This is a genomic window from Nonomuraea sp. CX421 (genome assembly GCF_059358955.1).
This window is the reverse complement of record NZ_JCADBK010000003.1, coordinates 131,311-148,244: the sequence shown is the minus strand read 5'-3', so window position 1 is coordinate 148,244 and position 16,934 is coordinate 131,311. Positions and strand designations below refer to the sequence as shown.

The window sequence follows — 16,934 nt, the reverse complement described above, 5'->3', positions numbered from 1 at the left end:
ATTACCATGCTTAAACACAAACGTGTATCGCTATACGGGATTATGTAGCCTCTCTAAAATGTTGCGGCCTATGTATGGTGAACAGAGGCTATGGAGGTGGCACCATGGGGTGGCTGTTCGGCGGCAACAAGACATCGATGGTCCGGCCCGAGGACGCCCTGCCGGGGCGAGAGACGGCCATGCCGGTCCCGGCGCGGCACGCGGTCCTCGACGCCCCGCTCGCCCCGCCGTACCCCTCGGGAGTCGAGATCGCCGACTTCGGGCTGGGCTGCTTCTGGGGAGCCGAGCGGAAGTTCTGGCAGACGCCCGGGGTCGTGACCACGGCCGTGGGCTACCAGGGCGGCTACACGCCCAACCCGACGTACGAAGAGGTCTGCAGCGGCCAGACCGGCCACGCCGAGGTGGTGCGGGTCGTCTTCGACCCGTCGAAGGTCTCGTACGAGGAGCTCCTCAAGGTCTTCTGGGAGTCGCACGACCCCACGCAGGGCATGCGCCAGGGCAACGACGTCGGCACCCAGTACCGGTCGGCCATCTACTTCCACTCGCCGGAGCAGGAGAAGGCGGCCACGACGTCGCGGGCGGCGTACCAGTCGGTCCTCAAGGAGGCCGGCTACAGCGACATCTCCACGGAGATCGCCCCCGCCGGCCCGTTCCACTTCGCCGAGGATTATCACCAGCAGTACTTGTACAAAGTGCCCAATGGGTACTGCGGAATCGGCGGGACGGGCGTGGCCTGTCCGGTCGGCCTAACCACTGGCGAGGCCTGAGCGCATCGCTGAGATGTTGACAAGGTGTGTCCCGGCTTCCTGGAAAGCCTTGTCTATACAATGACGTCATGAGCGTGATGCGCGAGGAACTCCATCACCTGGTGGACCGGCTCCCCGAAGAGAAGGTCGCGCCTCTGCTGCGCTTGGTCAAAGATCAGCTCGATGAGCCGTCGGCCGTCCGTGATCTGCCATTCATCGGTCTGCTGGCGGCTGAGCCGGATTTTGCCGAACGCAGCGAAGAGATCCTGAAGTCGGAGGACAATCACTGCCTGTGATCGTCCTTGACACAGGCCCACTGGTTGCGGCGCTCAACCGCGGAGACAAGCACCACGATGCATGCGCACGCCTGCTGAGGACTCACCCTGGTCCGTTGCTGGTCCCCTCCTCTGTCGTCGTAGAAGTCTGCCAGTTGGTCGAAAGACGACAAGGCGGTAAGGCGGAAGCGGCCTTCTTGCGGAGTCTCGGGGCGGGATTGACGCTTGTGGATCTCGCCGCGTCAGATCTGGATCGCATGAGCACCTTGGTCGAGATGTACGCGAGTCTTCCTCTGGGCGCAGTGGACGCGTCCGTGATCGCGATTGCCGAACGGCTCAAGATCTCAGAGGTGGCCACACTTGATCGCCGTCACTTCACGGTGGTCCGACCGAACCACACCAGCGCACTGCTCCTCCTTCCGGAAACGCTCTGAATTACGACCTGAAGCGAGCGCTATCACCAGCAGTATTTTGTACAAAGTGCCCAATGGGTACTGCGGGATCGGTGGCACTGGGGTTTCCTGTCCGGTGGGCGTTGCTCCCGCTGGTGAGTGAACAGGGCTGTCTGCGCGAGATCTATGCGCGATGCGTGATCCGTAGGACGTGGGCGAGGGCGTCGACTGCGGCCGGGTAGGTGCGCTCGCTCGGTGTTCCGTAGCCCACGATGATGCCCTGCGGGTGGTCTCCGGGGGCATGCCAGCGATCGCCCAAGTGTCCCACGCCCACGTCGTTGGCCGCTGCGGTGTGGAGTACCTGCTGCTCGGTCGGGCCTTCAGTCGGCAAGCTGATCAGGACGTGCAGGCCGGCGGCGATTCCGTGGACGGAGAAACCGGTCGGCAGGGGGCCCGGCTGAGCGTGGAGACGGGCCAGCAGCAGGTCGCGCCTGCGTTGGTAGCGCAACCGGCCTGCGCGGACGTGCCGGTCGTAAGCATGGCAGGCGATGAAGTCCGCCAGCGTCAGTTGGCCGATGGTCTCGGTGTGACGATCATTGTGGCGCTTGGCTTCGATCAGCGGCTCCAGGAAGTGATGGGGGAGCACGATCCAGCCCAGACGCAGGGCGGGACTGAGGGTCTTGGAGACGGTTCCGACGTAGGCGACATGGTCGGGCGCTGTGCCCTGGATCGCGCCGATGGGTTGACGGTCGTAGCGGAACTCGCCGTCGTAATCATTCTCGATGATCAGAGCGCCGCTGGAACGCGCCCAGCCGATGAGGGCCCGGCGGCGTTGCGGGTCGAGGGTGTGTCCTGTCGGATGCTGATGGGCCGGGGTCACCTCCACGGCGTCAACCGACGGGAAACCCGGGGCGCCGAGCAGGTCGGTGCGGGCGCCGCGCTCATCCACGGCGAGCGGGACGACCGCCGAGCCGTTGCGACGGATCACCTCCCGGTGGAAGGCGACTCCCGGATCCTCCGTCGCGATGGTGGCCGTGCCGGTCTCGCTGAGTACGCGGCTGAGCAGTGCCAGGGCCTGGACGTACCCGTTTGTGATCATGATGAGGTCTGGGTGAGCGAGGACGCCACGGGTGCGTCCGAGGTACTCGGCCAGTGCGGTACGCAGTTCGATCCGGCCGCGCGGGTCGTCACAGGTGTACGCGTCGGCTGCGGCGGAGCCCAGTGTCCGGCGGGTGGACCGCAACCATGCCGCCGTGGGGAAGGCGGAGACATCTGGGCGGCCTGGGCGGAGATCGTGCCGAGGGCCAGGCGATGCCGGGTCACGCCGACCGGCTGCGCTGTCCGTGTGGCGCTGGGGGAGCCCGGCCACCGCCGTGCCCGATCCCTGGCGGGCGGTCAGGTATCCCTCGGCGATGAGCTGGTCGTACGCGGCCCTGACGGTTCCACGGGACAGCCCGAGCTCCGCAGCGAGATTGCGGCTGGCAGGCAGCCGGGCATGGGGTGCCAGCCGTCCAGTTTGGATCGCGGCCCGTAACGCCTGCTCGAGAGCGGCGCGGCGGCCAGTTGCCGGGTCAAGTTCCAGATGCAGATCGATACCGGAAGTGGGCCAAGAATTCGACATATTGGTGGATCTTAATTCAGGCCCAATACTCTCGTAGCGTCGCTACGGTGACCATCGACGAGAGGCGCCCATCGTGTACGGGGCAGGCCGTCCACGCTCCAGGCCATCAGGTATGGCTCCTGGCGGTGAGCTACGGGGTGGCCATAGCAAACCTCTATTACTGCCAGCCGCTGCTTCCTGACATGGCGCGGTCGTACCCCTCGGCCTTCGAGGTCGGGTACCTGCCTGCCGTCGGGCAGCTGGGCTATGCGCTGGGGCTGGTTCTTGTCGTGCCGCTCGGCGACATCGTCCGTCGACGCCCGCTGGTCTGCCTGCTCCTGCTCGTCGAAGTCGTGGCGCTCGTCGTGACCAGCACGGCATCCACCGTGGGCGTACTGCTGGCCGCGGGGGCGGTGATCGGCTTGGCCGGCGCGAGTGTGGTAAACATCCTCATCCCCTACGCCGCCACCCTCGCCGGCGAGCACGAGCGCGGCCGCGTCATCGCGACGGTGCTCAGCGGTGGCCTGGTGGGCATTCTGCTGTCCCGAACGATCGCCGGCCTGACTGCCGAGGCGTTCGGCTGGCGTGCGCTCTTCCTGGGCGCTGCGGTTGTGACGCTCCTGCTCACCGGCGCGCTGGCACGCACCCTGCCGTCAGCCCCCGCCGAGATGGCGATCGGCTACGCCGCGCAGTTCCGGGCGACCGTCAAGCTGGCGGTGAGTGAGCCGCTGCTCAGGAGACGCTCGCTGATCGGTGCCTGTACCTTCGGCGCGTTCGGGGTGTTCTGGGCGACCGTGGCGTTCCTGCTGGCAGGACCTCCCTACCAGTACGGCGAAGCTGAGATCGGCCTGTTCGCGTTGGTCGGCGCCGCAGGCGTGATCGCGGCAAAGGCGACGGGTCGGGCTGTGGACAGGGGACGGCAACGCCAGTTGACCGGCATTCTCCTCATGGTGGGTGTGGCCTCGTTCGGACTGATGGCGATCGGAACGCAGGGCCTGGCATGGCTCGTCGTCGGGCTCCTGGCGATGGACATGGCGGTACAGGGCACACACCTGCTGAACATGAGCGTGGTCTATGGCCTGGTGAACGTGGCACGTTCACGGATCGCTTCCGTATACATGACCATCTACACCCTTGGGGGCGTGGTCGGCACCGCTGCGGGCACGGCGGCCTATCGGCTCGGCGGATGGGCTGCTGTCTCGGCGGTCGGCGCCGTGTTCATGGTTTTAGGACTGATCGTGTGGGCCCGCAACAATCATGGAGGTCTTCATGCAAGCTGACATGCCGACTCCTCTTCTGGTGCTCTGGGACATCGATCACACGCTGATCGACGCCGGCACGGTCGCGCGCCAGGCCTATGCCGAAGCGTTCCGTAAGGCGACAAACCTGACGCTGGAGCAGCCCTGGCAGTTTCGACGGCCGCACCGAACTGGCCTCCGCTACCGATGTGCTGAGGGCTCACGGCCTGGATCCCGGCGCTGACCTGCTGGACGCCTTCACGGATCTGCTGATCGCAGAACATCTGGACCGTGCAGGCGACCTGGTTGCTGACGGGCGTGCGCTGCCAGGTGCGGCCGATGCACTGACGGCTGTGGGGGCCGTCCCAGGAGTGCGTCAGTCAGTACTGACCGGCAATCTGTATTCGCTCGCGGTATTCAAATTGGAAGTGTTCGGACTCGACCGCCACATCGACTTCCGTCTCGGCGCGTATGGAGGCGACGCCTTCGAAGGCACCGACCTGCCGGCACACGCCTTCAAGCGCACCGAGCGGCATCTCGGCCACCGACACAGCGGCGCCGACACTGTCATCAACGGCGACACCCTCCGTGACATCGCCACCGCCCACGCGGCCGGGACCCGGATCGTCGCGGTCGCAACCGGAACCAACAGCGTCGCCGAACTACAAGCGGCGGGCGCAGATGTCGTGCTGCCGGATCTCACGGACACCTGCGCCGTCCAGCGCGCTGTTACCGAAGGGAGGCGGCCCATCTGACCGGAGGGGCAGGAGCTCAGGTAGCTCTGCCGGCGGTGTGGCGGCAAGTGGTGTATGCAGTCCGGGCGGGGCTGAGCGTCATCGAAGCGGCCCAGCGAGGGGTTGCGCGCCTGGTGGCTGATGCGGAGCAGGTGAGTGGCGTGCGTCTTGTCCGATGGTTCTGCTGGATCTGCTGCAGCGGCTCTCCGGCGGTGTAGAAGCGCTCGCCCCCTACGGTCCGCTCCTGGGGATCAAGTCATCGTTATGTCGAACCTCAAGGACTCCCCGCGACCCTCACGTCCTTCGGGGCAGTTTGCCTGCCCTGTCCCGCAGGTAGCGCTGTTCGGGGAGGCTTGTGGTGCGTCGGGCCGCCAGCCGGTAGTTCTCTCGCGCGGCGGCGTACTCGCCGGCCAACTCCTGCAGGTGGGCGCGTACGGCGTGGAGGCGGTGGTGATGGGCGATCCGGGGGTCGCCGTCCAGGCTTTCCAGCAGTTCGAGCCCGGCGTGGGCCCCTCGGCTCATCGCGACCGCGACGGCGTGATTGAGCGTGACCATCGGGTTGGGCGCGATCCGAGTGAGGATTCCGTACAGGATGCGGATCTGTTCCCAGTCGGTGTCCCCGGCTCGCGGCGCCTGGACGTGCAGCGCGGCAATGGCCGCCTGGAGCTGGTAAGGGCCGAGAGGTGAGGCGGACATGGCCGCGGTGACCAGCGCGGTGCCCTCCTCGATCATGGCGGTGTCCCATCGGGTGCGGTCCTGCTCGGCCAGTGGCACGAGGTCGCCGTCCGGGCCGGTGCGCGCCGCTCGGCGGGCGTCGGTGAGCAGCATCAGCGACAGCAGCCCGGCCACCTCGCCGTCATCCGGCAAGGACCGGTGCGCCATCTGGGTGAGCCGGATCGCCTCCGCGGTGAGCTCGCCCCGGTGCAGGTCGGGTCCGGAGCTGGCGGTGTAGCCCTCGTTGAAGATCAGGTAGAGCACGTGCAGGACGGCGTCCAGCCGGTCGGCCCAGTCCTGGGCCGACGGCATGGCGAACGACGCGCCGACGGCTCTGATCCGTTGCTTGGCGCGGCTGATCCGCGGCGCCATGGTGGCCTCCGGCACCAGGAAGGCCCGCGCCACCTCGGCGGCACTGAGGCCGCCGACGGCGCGCAGGGTGAGCGCCACCTGAGAGGCGGGCGTCAGCGCCGGGTGGCAGCACAGGAACAGCAGCGCGAGGGCGTCGTCCTGGTCGCCCGGCCGCTCGTCGCCGGGCGCCGGCGCGAGGCCGGCGTGCGGTGTCTCGCGCGCCGCCGCGGTGACCTCCCGGCGGCGGCGGGCCTGCTCGCTGCGGACCTGGTCGACCAGGCGGCGGGAGGCGACGGTCACCAGCCAGGACCGCGGGCTTCGCGGGACGCCCTCGGCAGGCCACTGCGTCGCCGCCGCGAGCAACGCCTCCTGCACGGCGTCCTCGCACTCCTCGAACCCGCCGTACCGGCGCAGGAGCACGCCGAGGACCTGCGGCACGAGTTCGCGCAGCAGATCCTCGAGGCGTTCGGTCGTGCTCACATCTCCATACCGGCCGAGTCCATCAGCGGTCGTATCTCCACGCCGCCGAGACCGCCCGCTATCAGGGTGGCCAGCTCCACGGCGCGCGCCCGGCTCTCGCAGTCCACCACGTACTGGCCGACGACCTGATCGGAGGTCTGGAGGTACGGGCCCTCGGTCACCGTCACCACGCCGTCCCGAGCCCGTGCGACCGCGCTGATGGACGGATCGGCGAACGCGTGGGCACTGATCAGCTCTCCCGCCTGCCCGGCCGCGGCCAGGAACTCCGCATGGTCGAACCCCTCTCCCGGCAGGTCGGCCGCGGGCAGGTAGAGATTGAGCAGGAACTTCACCGCGTGCTCAGCCGTCCGCCGTGCCCGCGTAGATCACCGGTCGCACCTCGATGCCCAGGCCCTCGACGCCGGCGTCGGGGATGAGCGCGGCCAGCTCCAGGGCACGCTTCCGGCTGTCGCACTCCACCAGGTAGTAGCCGCCGAGGTACTCCTTGGCCTCAAGGTAGGGCCCGTCCGTCACCGCCGCTACGCCGCCCCGCACCTTGACCACAGCGCTCTGCGAGGGGTCGGCCAACGCGACGGTGCTGATCATCTCCCCGGACCTCTTGATGGTCTCCATGAACGGGCCGTGGCCGTTCATCACCTCGTTGCGCTCCTCGTCGGTCAGCGCGTCCCAGATCTGCGGGTTGGCATGCATGATCAACATGAACTTCACAGGTCGTCTCCTTCGACGGTCGGGTGGCGCCCTTGAGGCGCCGTTCTCCCTGAGGTCGGAGCCGGTGCCGCATTCTTGCGGCACTGGCGCCGAGCTGGAGGCGCTGAACACCGTGCTGCCCAAGCTGGACTGGGTGGAGATCAAGGAGCGCAAGTCCGGCGCGACCAAGCCGACAAAGATCGCCGCAGCGGAGGAGCCGCAGAACCTGCGCAAGATCAAGAAGGAGGTGGGCCGTCGCTGGGGCTCGGTTCCGCTGATCGACATGCTCAAGGAGGCGGTGCTGCGCACCGGCTGCCTGAACGCCGTCACCTCGGTGGTGGGCAGCTCCAGCCTTGCGCCCGAGGTCCTGGCCGAACGCCTGATGCTGGCGATCTACGGGTACGGCACCAATTCGGCGTGACCCTGCTCTTGGGTTTGACCTGCTGCCGCGCATCAAGCAGATCAACAAGGTCAAGCTGTATCGCATCGAGAGCGGCGAAAGCGGCCTGCATCCGCAGCCGGCCCCGGCGATGACCCGGCCGATCCGCTGGGACTGATCGAGCAGAGCTACGACCAGATGATCAAGTACGCCACCGCGATCAAGCAGGGCGCCGCCTCCACCGAGGCGATTCTGCGCCGCTATACCGAGTCCGCCTCCCACCCTACCTACCAGGCCATGCTGGAGGTCGGGCGGGCTCAAAGGACCATCTTCGTCGCCCGTTATCTGCGCCTGCGGGAGATCCAGGAAGGGCTCAACGTGGTGGAGTCCTCCAGCGGAGCAAATTTGGTCATCTTCTACGGCAAGGGCGGCGACATCACCACCAACCGCCGCGAGGAGATGGAGATGACCGTGCTATGCCTGCGGGTCTTGCGAGCGGCATTGGTCTACATCAACAAGCGACTGGCCCTCGGCGGCGGTCACCCTGGTTCTGGCAGGGCATGATCACCGCATCGGAGCCCGCGCGTAACATCGTCAGGGTTTCGATGCTCAGCCCGGCGGATCAGGTGATCTACCCGCCTGGTTGCGCCATACAACTAGATAGTTGTAGGGTCGAACCATGGCAGGGTCGAACCATGGCGGATGAGCGCGACCTCCAGGACGCCGTGGCCCGTTTCGTCCGGGCCTTCGGCCTGCACCAGCCCGACCAGACCCCCTGTGGGCGGCCCATCCCGACCTCGGAGGCGCACGCCCTGGGCGAGCTGGCCAGGGACGGCGCGCTGCGGCAGAGCGATCTAACGCAGCGGCTACGCCTGGAGAAGAGCACCACCAGCAGGCTTGTCACGCAACTCATCAACCGGGGCTGGGCCGAACGCGCCCCGGCTCCGGACGATGGACGCGGCGTGCTGGTCCGGCTCACCGCCGCCGGCATCATGGCCGCCGAGCAACTGGCAAAAGCCAGAGCGGCCCGCTTCGCCGCAGTCCTGGACCGGGTGCCGGAAAACGAACGCACAGGCGTCCTGCACGCCCTGGACATCCTCACGGAGGCCATGGATGAACCCTAAGAAGCGATCCGTTCCCCTGCTGCTGGCCGGCCTCGCGGTGATCGCCAGCGCGTCGGCCGGATGCGCCGCAGGCGATCAGAACGACCAGACCGGCCAGAGCAGTCAGGGCACCCAGAAAAGCGCGCAGGCGCAGGCGGAGCGGCAGGCGGAGATCGCGGCCAAGAGCCGGCAGGTGATGCCGTTCGACCTCGAGCGCACCATGCACCGCTTCACCAAGACCGGCAGCGGCGGCCTGCAGACCGTCACCGCCAAAGACCTCGCCGACACCCGGCAGATCACGCTCATCCGCGAGCACCTAACCAAGGAGGTCGCGCGCTTCAGCAAGGGCGACTTCGGCGACCCCGCCTCCATCCACGGTGGGCAGATGCCCGGCCTGCGTGAGCTCGCCGCCGGCCATGACCGGATCGACGTCCGCTACGCGGAAGCTCCCGCCGGGGCGCAGATCACCTACACCACCTCAGATGCGTCCCTCGTCAAGGCGCTGCATGCCTGGTTCGACGCCCAGGTCTCCGACCACGGGCAGCATGCAGAACACGGATGACCCGCTTGTCTGCATCACCCCCGCCCGTGCACGGAAGTCGCGGACCCGCAGGTCCCGTGGATACCTAACCCCGGTAAGGTTCTTCGATATCTTCTTGCACATATGTCGCAATAATGAAGGAGATTTGATGCCTGACACACCAGCCCGCTGGTGCGGCGCTCGCTGTTCCTGCACGCGCCGATCCGGTGCAAGCCGCGCCTGATGCTGGAGCAGATGCTGGCCCTGGTGGACGACGACACCCCGGCCGACGGCCCGGAAGGCCCGGTCACGGTGCTGGAGCAGCGGCTGGCCGACCTGCCCGGCAAGGACAACGCGCTGTTCTCCCCCAGCGGCACCATGGCCAAGCAAACCGCGTTGCGCGTGCATGCCGACCGGCGCGGCGGCCGCACGTTCGCCGCGCACCCGCAATCGCAACTGGAGGTGTGGGAGGAGCAGGGCTACAACGCCGTCCACGGCCGCTTCCCGCGGGCCTGCCGCACGAGGCCGCCGCCGCCGGCCGCGACAGCCTCGACGGTGCGGTCACCGCCGCGCAAACGCTGCCAGGCGAACTGGCCGCCGCCCTCATCACCCCCGCTCATCCGGCTCCCTCACCGGCCCGCAACCCTGAACCCCATCCTCAAAGGACCTACGATGACCTCGATTCGCCGCGCCACCCCCGCGGACGCCGCCACCGTGCACGCCCTCATCCGCAGGCTGGCCGAACACCAAGAACAGGCATGGAGCATCACCGTCAGCGTCCCCGACCTGCAGCAGATACTGGCCCGCCCGGAGGTCACCTACTTGATCGCCGAGCGGGAGGGGCAGGCCATCGGCTACGTCTCCTGGTTAGAGCGGATCAGCTTCTGGTCCGGTGAGAACTACCTCCACCTGGACGATCTCTATGTGACCGGCGCCGAACGCGGCCACGGCGTGGGAGAACAACTGATGCACGCGGCGGCCGAAGCCGCCGACGGCAAGCTGATCCGCTGGGAAGTCGCCGAGGCCAACGAGGCGGCGCAGCGGTTCTACACGCGCATCGGCGCCACGCTCGTCTCCAAGAAGATCGGCCGCTGGCAGCCGAAGTAGCCCGCGCAACGCCTTTCGTATCGCCCCGCCCCCCGCTGTACGTCTTGATCGACGCCCCTGGCTGCCACTGCCCGCGAGCGCGTGCTGGCCGCCATCGCCGGCCTAATCCCGGATCGCCACAGCGGGCGGGAAGTCTACTTCCGGAATGAGGCAATTCCGGAAGTAGACTCGGGAGTGCCTTCCGGAAAGCCCTCAGCGGCCTCGGCAAACCCCAGGCCCGGCCCGAACGCGGCTCCCGCCGTACCGCGCCCCGCGCGCTCGATACCCGCCTCGCCCGCCGGTTGTCCGCCACGTTCAGCTCGCCGCTGGCCCGCGCGACCAGGCCATCGCACTGCTGCCCTACTTCGCCGGGCTGCACATCTCCGAAGTCGTCGGCCTCCGCCTGATCGACGTCCGGCTGTCGGCCCGCAAGGGCGAGCTGCGAGTCCGTGGCAAGGGCCGCGACGGCGGCAAGATGCGCCACCTGCCCGTCCACCCCGACCTGCGCCAGGCCCTCACCGATTGGCTCCAAGTGCGCGTCAGCTGGAAAGGCGCCGGCACCACCGCGGTGTTCCTCAACCAGCGCGGCGGCCGCCTGACCGCCCGCGCCGCCCGCGACATCATCACCGACCTCGGCGAAGCCTGCGGCGCGCCTGAGATCCCACATATTGACTTTAATCACTTCTAATGAAAGTTTGTGCATCTGGTCAAGAGCTCGGGTTCGCCGGAGGCGGGTATGCGGGTCGTGCTGCTGGAGGTCGCTCGTACGGGTGCGACGTTACTGCTCGGCCTGTTCGCCGGCGGGCTCGTGTTCACCGTGCTGGCCCCATCGCTACGTTCCTTGCCCGGATCCGCGTACGTGCGCTACTGGCAGGCGCTCAACACCGACTACCGCCGCGCCATGCCGGTGCTCCTGCTCACCTGCCTCGTCCTGCTCCTGGCGACCTGTGTCGCCTCCTACCCGCGCGGCCGACTCGTCTTCTGGCTCGTGGTCGCCGCCACGCTGCTCCTGGTGGCCACGATCGCGCTCACCCTGACCGCGTTGGATCCGCTCAACCAGTTGGCCGACTCGTGGGACGCCGATCGGCCGCCGGCCGGCTGGGCGGACGTCCGCCTGCGCTGGTGGACGCTGCATCTGGTCCGTACGGCGATGGCGACCCTGGCCTTCGTCGCGCTCCTGATCGCCCAGGTGGCCGACAGGGCGGGAGGCTAGGCGAGGCGCTCTCCGATGCCGCCGGCGTCGAACGCGGGAGGTCATCACCGGTCGGCGGGCAACTGCTCGAACCAAGACCGACCCTGAGCAGTACGCCCAGGCCACAAGCGGTGACTCCGGGCGGGCCCCATCAACCGTTCGGTGGATGTCGAAGGAGTCGCCTGCCGATGATCCTCGAAGCATGACAGCCATCGAGATGCACGGCCTCCGGAAAAGCTACAAAGGCGGCGACGCGGTAGACGGCGTCTCCCTGAAGGTGGAGCGAGGGGAGATCTTCGGGATCGCCGGACCCAACGGAGCAGGGAAGACCACGATCGTGGAGTGCGCGTCGGGGTTGCGGCGGCGAGACGGTGGCACCCTGCGCGTGCTGGGTCTGGACCCGCAGAGCGACCGGCGCGAGCTGCTGCAGCGCATCGGCGTCCAACTGCAGGAGGCGGCCCTGCCTGACGCGATCAAGGTCGGTGAGGCGTTACGGATGTATGCCTCCCTCTATGCCAAGCCCGCAGACTGGCGAGAACTCATGGACGAGTGGGGGCTGACGGACAAGAGACGTGCCGGCTTCGCGAGCCTGTCCGGCGGCTGGAAGCAGCGGTTGTTCATCGCGCTGGCCCTGGTCGGCAACCCGGACCTCGTCTTCCTCGACGAGCTCACCACGGGCCTGGATCCCTCTGCCCGCCGTACGACCTGGGGCCTGATCCGCGAGATGCGGGAGCGCGGGGTCACCGTCGTGCTGGTCACCCATTTCATGGACGAGGCCGAGGCACTGTGCGACCGCATCGCGATCATCGACCGGGGCCGAGTCATCGCCAAGGGCAGCCCGCGCGAGCTGATCACGCAGGGACGATCCGATTCACTGGAGGACGCGTACTTCGCGCTGACCGGAAGGGGAACGGCATGAACGGCATGAACGGCATGAACGGCATGAACGGCATCACGAACGTCATCGCCGTCGAGCTGAAGCTGATCATGCGTGATCCGATGTCGGCGTTCTTCGCCCTGGCCTTCCCGTTGATCATGCTGTGGGTCAAGTTGCGCACCGGCAAACCCCTGCCGGGCGGGTTGCCGGCCGTCGACGCCACCGTGCCGATGCTGAGCGTCTTCGTCATCGGTCTCGCCGCGCTGGTCGTCCTCCCCGCCACACTCGCCGGGTACAGAGAACGCCGGGTGCTGAAGCGGCTGCGCGCCACCCCTGCCTCACCCACCCTGCTGTTCGGCGCCCAGTGGGTGGCTCACATGCTGCTGGCCGCGCTCGGGACGATGCTGTTGATCGTCGTCGGACTGATCGGCTACGGGCTCACGGCGCCGGCGAACGTGGGGGGAGTTCTCCTGGCGTGGACACTCGGCGCGCTGAGCCTCAGCTCCATCGGCCTCCTCGTCGGTGCGCTCGTTCCCAGTGGTCGCGCCGCGACGGTGATCGGGCTGGGCCTCTTCTTTCCGATGGGCTTCCTCTCCGGCGCGATCATCCCCCGCGAGTCCATGTCCGAGTCGATGCGGGCCATCGGCGACCTGACCCCCATGGCCCCCGCGGTCCGGGCGATCCGCGACGGCTGGGCCGGCGATGCGATGTCCCCGGTTACCCTGGGCCTCATGGCCGCGATCTTCGTCGTCGCCGGCGGTGTCGCCGTCAGGGCGTTTCGGTGGTAGCCACCGACGACCCTGCCGCCTCGCGCTGGGATCGTGTCTGGCCCGTCCTGCCGTACCTCTTCATTCTGCTTCCGGCGGTCTTCGCGTTGCTGCGGGACTGGAGGCCGGAGGTGGCGGCCCTGGTGTTGGTCGCCGGCGTCTGGCACTGGTTCATGGTCACCTCGCGTCCTGGCCGGATCGAGAGGCCGGTGATGGTGATCGCTTACTTCGTCGTGATGCTCGCCGTCATCGGGACGCTGATCAGAATCGACACGCTGTTCACGGTGACGGGCGTGGCGATGTTCATCCAGTCCTTCACCCTGATCACCGGTTGGTGGGCGTACGCGGGGGTGGTCGCGACGGCCGGTGTGCTGGTCGTCGCTCGCCCTGAGCAAGGGCGGACCCCGAGCCAGATGCTCTTCTCCTTCCTCGTCGCGCTGCTGGTCGCCTCCGCGATCGGCCTGGTCGGCCAGGCCATCCGTGATCAGAACGAGAACCGCAAGGTGATGATCACGCAGTTGCGGGAGGCCGGCGCCAAGCTGGCCGCGCTCGCGGAGGAGAACGCGAATCTGCAGGCCCAGCTACTGACCAGCGCTCGTGAGGCCGGCGTGCTCGAGGAGCGGCAGCGGATGGCCAGGGAGATCCACGACACCATCGCGCAGGGACTGACCGGCATCCTCACCCAGCTCGAAGCCGTCGACGACGCGATCGATGACACCCCAGCCGTCCGCTCGCGCCTGAGTACGGTGCGCACCCTGGCCAGGGAGAGCCTGAACGAAGCCCGACGATCGGTTCAGGCGCTGCGTCCGGCGCCGCTGGACGAGGCCCAGCTCGCCACCGCCCTTCACGGCATCGCCGCGAGTTGGTCGCGGACCTCCGGCGTCCCCGTTTCCGTGTCGGTCACCGGTGAACCCCGGCCGCTGCACGGGGAGGTGGAGATCACCTTGCTGCGGGTGGCGCAGGAGGCGCTGACCAACGTCGGCAAGCACGCCTCGGCCACCCGGGTCGGCCTCACCCTGTCGTACATGGAGGATGTCGTGGCGCTGGACGTCCGTGACGACGGGGCGGGCTTCACTCTTGGGGCGGCGAACCCGTCGGACGCGAGTGGTGGCTTCGGGCTCGTCGCGATGCGTCAGCGGGTGATGCGGCTGGCCGGCGACTTCGAGATCGAGACCGCCCCCGGCCAGGGAACGGGAATCTCCGCCACCATTCCAGCCATCCCGGCCGGCTCGGATGCGGGATCGTCCGCCCCCTCCTGAAACGTGTGGTGAGATATGCCGATTCGTATGATCATCGTGGATGACCATCCAGTCGTCCGTGACGGGCTGCGTGGGATCTTCGCCGACGACGACGCCTTCGAGGTCGTCGGCGAGGCGGCTGACGGGCCGGAGGCACTCGTGGTGGCCCTGCGGACCAATCCCGATGTCGTGCTCATGGACCTGCGGATGCCGAAGATGAGCGGGGCGGAGGTCATCCGCCGGCTCCGCGAACAGACGCCGGGCATCCATGTGCTGGTCCTGACCACGTTCGACGACGACGCCGACGTCCTGCCCGCGATCGAGCAGGGCGCCACCGGCTATCTGCTCAAGGACACCCCGCGCGCCGACCTGCGCCGCGCCGTGCGGGCGGCGGCTCGCGGTGAGACGGTGCTGTCCCCTTCCGTGGCCGGCGCGCTGGCGCACCGGGCGCGCGCGCCCGAACAGCTCGCGCCCGCACTGAGCCGCCGCGAGCTCGAGGTGCTCGGGCTCGTCGCCCGTGGCGCGACCAATCGTGAGGTCGCCGCGAAACTGTTCATCACCGAGGCGACGGTGAAGACGCACCTGCTGCACCTCTTCGCCAAACTCGAGGTGAACGATCGGGCGGCCGCGGTCGCGGCTGCGTATGAGACCGGCCTGCTCAAGCCGAGCGCCGATGTTCGCAGGGGGGACAGCGGTTGAACAACTGTCGCGGTCTTCGCGGCACCGGTCTCGGCATGGATGGCCTCTCACGGCACGGTGACCGCTCGCGATCTCACTCGTCCCGGGGAGTCGTGAGCCCCCCGACCGCCGGTCACCAGGGTGGCCAACTCGTCCGCCAGTGCGCCGATGCCCTCGTTGACCAGGCCCATGCCGCCGTTGCCGATGACCGCGATGCCGTAGCCGCCGGGGAGCAGAAGCTGTTCGGCGGTGTAGGTGAACCAGACGCCGCTGTGTGTCCGCGGCGATGGTGACCACGCCGTCGGAACCGTTGACGAACCGTTTCGGCTCGGTGACGGGAATCGGCACTCCGTAGGCGTAAACGAATCCCTTGCGCACGTTACGCGGCAGGTCGCGGGAGCGGACGAATCCTTGCCGTATCCACCCGTGTACAGCACCTGGTCACCCTTGCTGATCGCCACGGCGATGCCCGGATAGCCCGCGTTGCGGGCGAAGTCGGACACCACCCGCTGGATCGCCGCCTCGTCCGGGTCTCCCTTCGCGGATGCCGGGCCCGGCACCGCCAGAATCACCAGACCGGCGACCACCGCGGTCGCCGCCCGCGCCACACCCCGCCACCGGTTCTTGCCCCGCCACCGGTTCTTGCCCTGCCACTTCTTGCTCTGCCACTTCTTGCTCTGCCACACAACGTGCTCCGATCGTCTCGTTGACGTCGGCAACGCTAGATATCGCGAAACCCCAGGACAGGACCCGAACGACAGGGACCACCCCTGACTTTCGTCAGGCCCTGAACCAAGAGGACCGTCGGTTCGTGCTGCACAAGACACGGGCGCGGTGCCGGCCGTCAGATCGTGATGACGACCTTTCCCCGGGCGCGCCCTTCTTCCTGGTACCTGACGGCCGCCGGAACGTCCTCGAAGGGGTAGGTCCGGTCGATGACCGGAGTGACCTTCCCGGTCTCGATGAGCTCGGTCAGCGTCAGCAGGTTGCGCTTGTTCTCCGTGCACCGGACGACGTCCGCCCGGACTATCCGCTGGGACACGAACGGCGACGCCGCGAGCGTCGAGAACATGCGGCCGACGGGCCGCAGCCAGCGGCCGGCCTGTCCGCCGACGATGACGTGGGTCCCCTTGGGGGTCAGCGCCCGCCGGCAGGCCGCCCCTGGGTGGTTGCCCGCGTTGTCCAGCAGGAGATCGTAGCGCCGGCCGTTCCGGGTGAAGTCCTCCCGGGTGTAGTCGATGACCTCGTGCGCCCCGATCGACCGGGCCAGGTCCAGGTTCCGCGTGCTGCAGACGCCGGTGACCTGCGCGCCGAAGGCCCGGGCGAGTTGCACGGCGAACGTGCCCACGCCACCCGAGGCGCCGTTGACGAGGACCTTCTGTCCTGGCTGGACTCGTCCCTGGTCGCGCAGGGCCAGCAGGGCGGTGTTGGCCGCCATGGGCACGGCCGCCGCCTGCTCGTACGTCAGGTTCTTCGGCTTCGGCGCCAGCTCGTCCTCCCGTACGCAGACGTACTGGCTGAAACCGCCCTGCTTGGGCATGGCGAACACCTCGTCGCCGGGGCGGAACTCCGTCACGTTCCGGCCGACCGCCTCGACCACTCCGGCCACGTCGGCGCCCAGGATGTCGATCTTCGGCTTGCGTAGCCCGAGGCCGCCCATCAGGCGCGCGACGTACGGTTCTCCCCTCATGAAGTGCCAGTCGTACGGCTGGACGGAGGTGGCGCGCACCTGGACCAGCACCTCGTCGTCGGTGGGCACGGGCGTGTCGACGTCGGTGAGTTCGAGGACGTCGGGTGAGCCGTACGAGCGTAGGACGAACGCCTTCATCGCATACTCCTCATCCACTGCGGGGAAGTTCAGCGTAGAAGCCGGACAC

The 16,934-nt window shown here is 68.0% G+C and carries 21 protein-coding genes and 3 pseudogenes; 18 read left to right on the top strand and 6 right to left on the bottom strand.

The window, feature by feature from the left end:
* Positions 1-104 precede the first annotated feature (104 nt).
* The 4 genes and pseudogenes from msrA to AC5L3X_RS06565 form a co-directional block, all read left to right on the top strand.
* Positions 105-767 carry a peptide-methionine (S)-S-oxide reductase MsrA gene (msrA, locus tag AC5L3X_RS06580; RefSeq protein WP_494855765.1) on the top strand — a complete coding sequence of 221 codons (663 nt, stop codon included), beginning with the start codon at positions 105-107 and terminating at the stop codon, positions 765-767.
* A 68-nt stretch (positions 768-835) separates the two neighbouring features.
* A complete protein-coding gene (locus AC5L3X_RS06575) occupies positions 836-1,042 on the top strand; it encodes a hypothetical protein (RefSeq protein WP_494855764.1) in 207 nt (68 codons plus the stop codon).
* On the top strand, positions 1,039-1,455 hold the full coding sequence (locus AC5L3X_RS06570) for a type II toxin-antitoxin system VapC family toxin (protein ID WP_494855762.1): 417 nt from the start codon (positions 1,039-1,041) through the stop codon (positions 1,453-1,455). The genes AC5L3X_RS06575 and AC5L3X_RS06570 overlap by 4 nt, the downstream gene beginning before the upstream one ends.
* 12 nt (positions 1,456-1,467) lie before the next feature.
* Positions 1,468-1,576 (top strand): annotated as a pseudogene (locus AC5L3X_RS06565) (peptide-methionine (S)-S-oxide reductase MsrA); the annotation flags it as partial.
* 21 nt (positions 1,577-1,597) lie between these two features.
* Here AC5L3X_RS06565 and pdxR read toward each other — a convergent pair.
* A complete protein-coding gene (pdxR, locus tag AC5L3X_RS06560) occupies positions 1,598-3,034 on the bottom strand; it encodes a MocR-like pyridoxine biosynthesis transcription factor PdxR (RefSeq protein ID WP_494855760.1) in 1,437 nt (478 codons plus the stop codon).
* A 47-nt stretch (positions 3,035-3,081) separates the two neighbouring features.
* Between pdxR and AC5L3X_RS06555 the strand changes: the two genes are divergently transcribed.
* Genes AC5L3X_RS06555 through AC5L3X_RS06545 form a run of 3 tightly spaced genes read left to right on the top strand, consistent with a single transcriptional unit; the run spans position 3,082 to position 5,006 of the window.
* A complete protein-coding gene (locus tag AC5L3X_RS06555; RefSeq protein WP_494855759.1) occupies positions 3,082-4,293 on the top strand; it encodes an MFS transporter in 1,212 nt (403 codons plus the stop codon).
* Positions 4,283-4,495 (top strand): hypothetical protein, encoded by a 213-nt coding sequence (locus AC5L3X_RS06550; RefSeq protein WP_494855758.1) that lies wholly within the window; start codon positions 4,283-4,285, stop codon positions 4,493-4,495. The genes AC5L3X_RS06555 and AC5L3X_RS06550 overlap by 11 nt, the downstream gene beginning before the upstream one ends.
* A complete protein-coding gene (locus AC5L3X_RS06545) occupies positions 4,461-5,006 on the top strand; it encodes an HAD hydrolase-like protein (protein ID WP_494855756.1) in 546 nt (181 codons plus the stop codon). Before AC5L3X_RS06550 ends, AC5L3X_RS06545 begins: the two co-directional genes overlap by 35 nt.
* Before the next feature lie 273 nt (positions 5,007-5,279).
* Here AC5L3X_RS06545 and AC5L3X_RS06540 read toward each other — a convergent pair whose 3' ends face one another.
* From AC5L3X_RS06540 to AC5L3X_RS06530, 3 genes are read right to left on the bottom strand one after another with little or no spacing between them, the layout of a single operon-like run.
* Positions 5,280-6,530: an RNA polymerase sigma factor gene (locus tag AC5L3X_RS06540; RefSeq protein ID WP_494855755.1), complete on the bottom strand. Its 1,251-nt coding sequence runs from the start codon at positions 6,528-6,530 to the stop codon at positions 5,280-5,282.
* Entirely contained in the window at positions 6,527-6,862 is a 336-nt protein-coding gene (locus AC5L3X_RS06535; protein ID WP_189124942.1) for a YciI family protein, read from the bottom strand. The genes AC5L3X_RS06540 and AC5L3X_RS06535 overlap by 4 nt, the downstream gene beginning before the upstream one ends.
* Positions 6,863-6,869: 7 nt before the next feature.
* Positions 6,870-7,229, bottom strand: a complete 360-nt coding sequence (locus AC5L3X_RS06530) for a YciI family protein (RefSeq protein WP_494856234.1) — start codon at positions 7,227-7,229, stop codon at positions 6,870-6,872.
* A 73-nt stretch (positions 7,230-7,302) separates the two neighbouring features.
* On the opposite strand from AC5L3X_RS06530, the gene AC5L3X_RS06525 reads away from it, so the two are divergent.
* From AC5L3X_RS06525 to AC5L3X_RS06475, 11 genes and pseudogenes are all read left to right on the top strand, one after another.
* A complete protein-coding gene (locus AC5L3X_RS06525) occupies positions 7,303-7,638 on the top strand; it encodes a hypothetical protein (RefSeq protein WP_494855754.1) in 336 nt (111 codons plus the stop codon).
* A pseudogene (locus AC5L3X_RS06520) lies at positions 7,628-8,160 on the top strand (Tn3 family transposase). Before AC5L3X_RS06525 ends, AC5L3X_RS06520 begins: the two are co-directional and overlap by 11 nt.
* A gap of 131 nt (positions 8,161-8,291) precedes the next feature.
* The gene (locus tag AC5L3X_RS06515; protein WP_494855753.1) at positions 8,292-8,720 is read left to right on the top strand and encodes a MarR family winged helix-turn-helix transcriptional regulator; all 429 of its coding nucleotides are present in this window, start codon (positions 8,292-8,294) and stop codon (positions 8,718-8,720) included.
* Complete coding sequence (locus AC5L3X_RS06510) at positions 8,710-9,261, top strand: hypothetical protein (protein WP_494855752.1); 552 nt, start codon at positions 8,710-8,712, stop codon at positions 9,259-9,261. Before AC5L3X_RS06515 ends, AC5L3X_RS06510 begins: the two co-directional genes overlap by 11 nt.
* Before the next feature lie 150 nt (positions 9,262-9,411).
* Complete coding sequence (locus AC5L3X_RS06505) at positions 9,412-10,326, top strand: GNAT family N-acetyltransferase (RefSeq protein WP_494855750.1); 915 nt, start codon at positions 9,412-9,414, stop codon at positions 10,324-10,326.
* Between the two features lie 322 nt (positions 10,327-10,648).
* A pseudogene (locus tag AC5L3X_RS06500) lies at positions 10,649-10,993 on the top strand (site-specific integrase); the annotation flags it as partial.
* A 48-nt stretch (positions 10,994-11,041) separates the two neighbouring features.
* Complete coding sequence (locus AC5L3X_RS06495) at positions 11,042-11,518, top strand: anthrone oxygenase family protein (RefSeq protein WP_494855748.1); 477 nt, start codon at positions 11,042-11,044, stop codon at positions 11,516-11,518.
* A gap of 181 nt (positions 11,519-11,699) precedes the next feature.
* Positions 11,700-12,416, top strand: a complete 717-nt coding sequence (locus tag AC5L3X_RS06490; protein ID WP_494855746.1) for an ABC transporter ATP-binding protein — start codon at positions 11,700-11,702, stop codon at positions 12,414-12,416.
* Positions 12,413-13,162 carry an ABC transporter permease gene (locus tag AC5L3X_RS06485; RefSeq protein WP_494855745.1) on the top strand — a complete coding sequence of 250 codons (750 nt, stop codon included), beginning with the start codon at positions 12,413-12,415 and terminating at the stop codon, positions 13,160-13,162. Before AC5L3X_RS06490 ends, AC5L3X_RS06485 begins: the two co-directional genes overlap by 4 nt.
* On the top strand, positions 13,156-14,400 hold the full coding sequence (locus AC5L3X_RS06480) for a sensor histidine kinase (protein WP_494855743.1): 1,245 nt from the start codon (positions 13,156-13,158) through the stop codon (positions 14,398-14,400). The genes AC5L3X_RS06485 and AC5L3X_RS06480 overlap by 7 nt, the downstream gene beginning before the upstream one ends.
* 27 nt (positions 14,401-14,427) lie before the next feature.
* Positions 14,428-15,078, top strand: a complete 651-nt coding sequence (locus tag AC5L3X_RS06475; protein ID WP_494855741.1) for a response regulator — start codon at positions 14,428-14,430, stop codon at positions 15,076-15,078.
* Positions 15,079-15,125: 47 nt separating this feature from the next.
* On the opposite strand, the gene AC5L3X_RS06470 is transcribed toward AC5L3X_RS06475, so the two are convergent.
* Positions 15,126-15,743: a hypothetical protein gene (locus tag AC5L3X_RS06470; protein WP_494855740.1), complete on the bottom strand. Its 618-nt coding sequence runs from the start codon at positions 15,741-15,743 to the stop codon at positions 15,126-15,128.
* 158 nt (positions 15,744-15,901) lie between these two features.
* Positions 15,902-16,885: an NAD(P)-dependent alcohol dehydrogenase gene (locus tag AC5L3X_RS06465; protein WP_189124951.1), complete on the bottom strand. Its 984-nt coding sequence runs from the start codon at positions 16,883-16,885 to the stop codon at positions 15,902-15,904.
* Between the last annotated feature and the right edge of the window lie 49 nt (positions 16,886-16,934).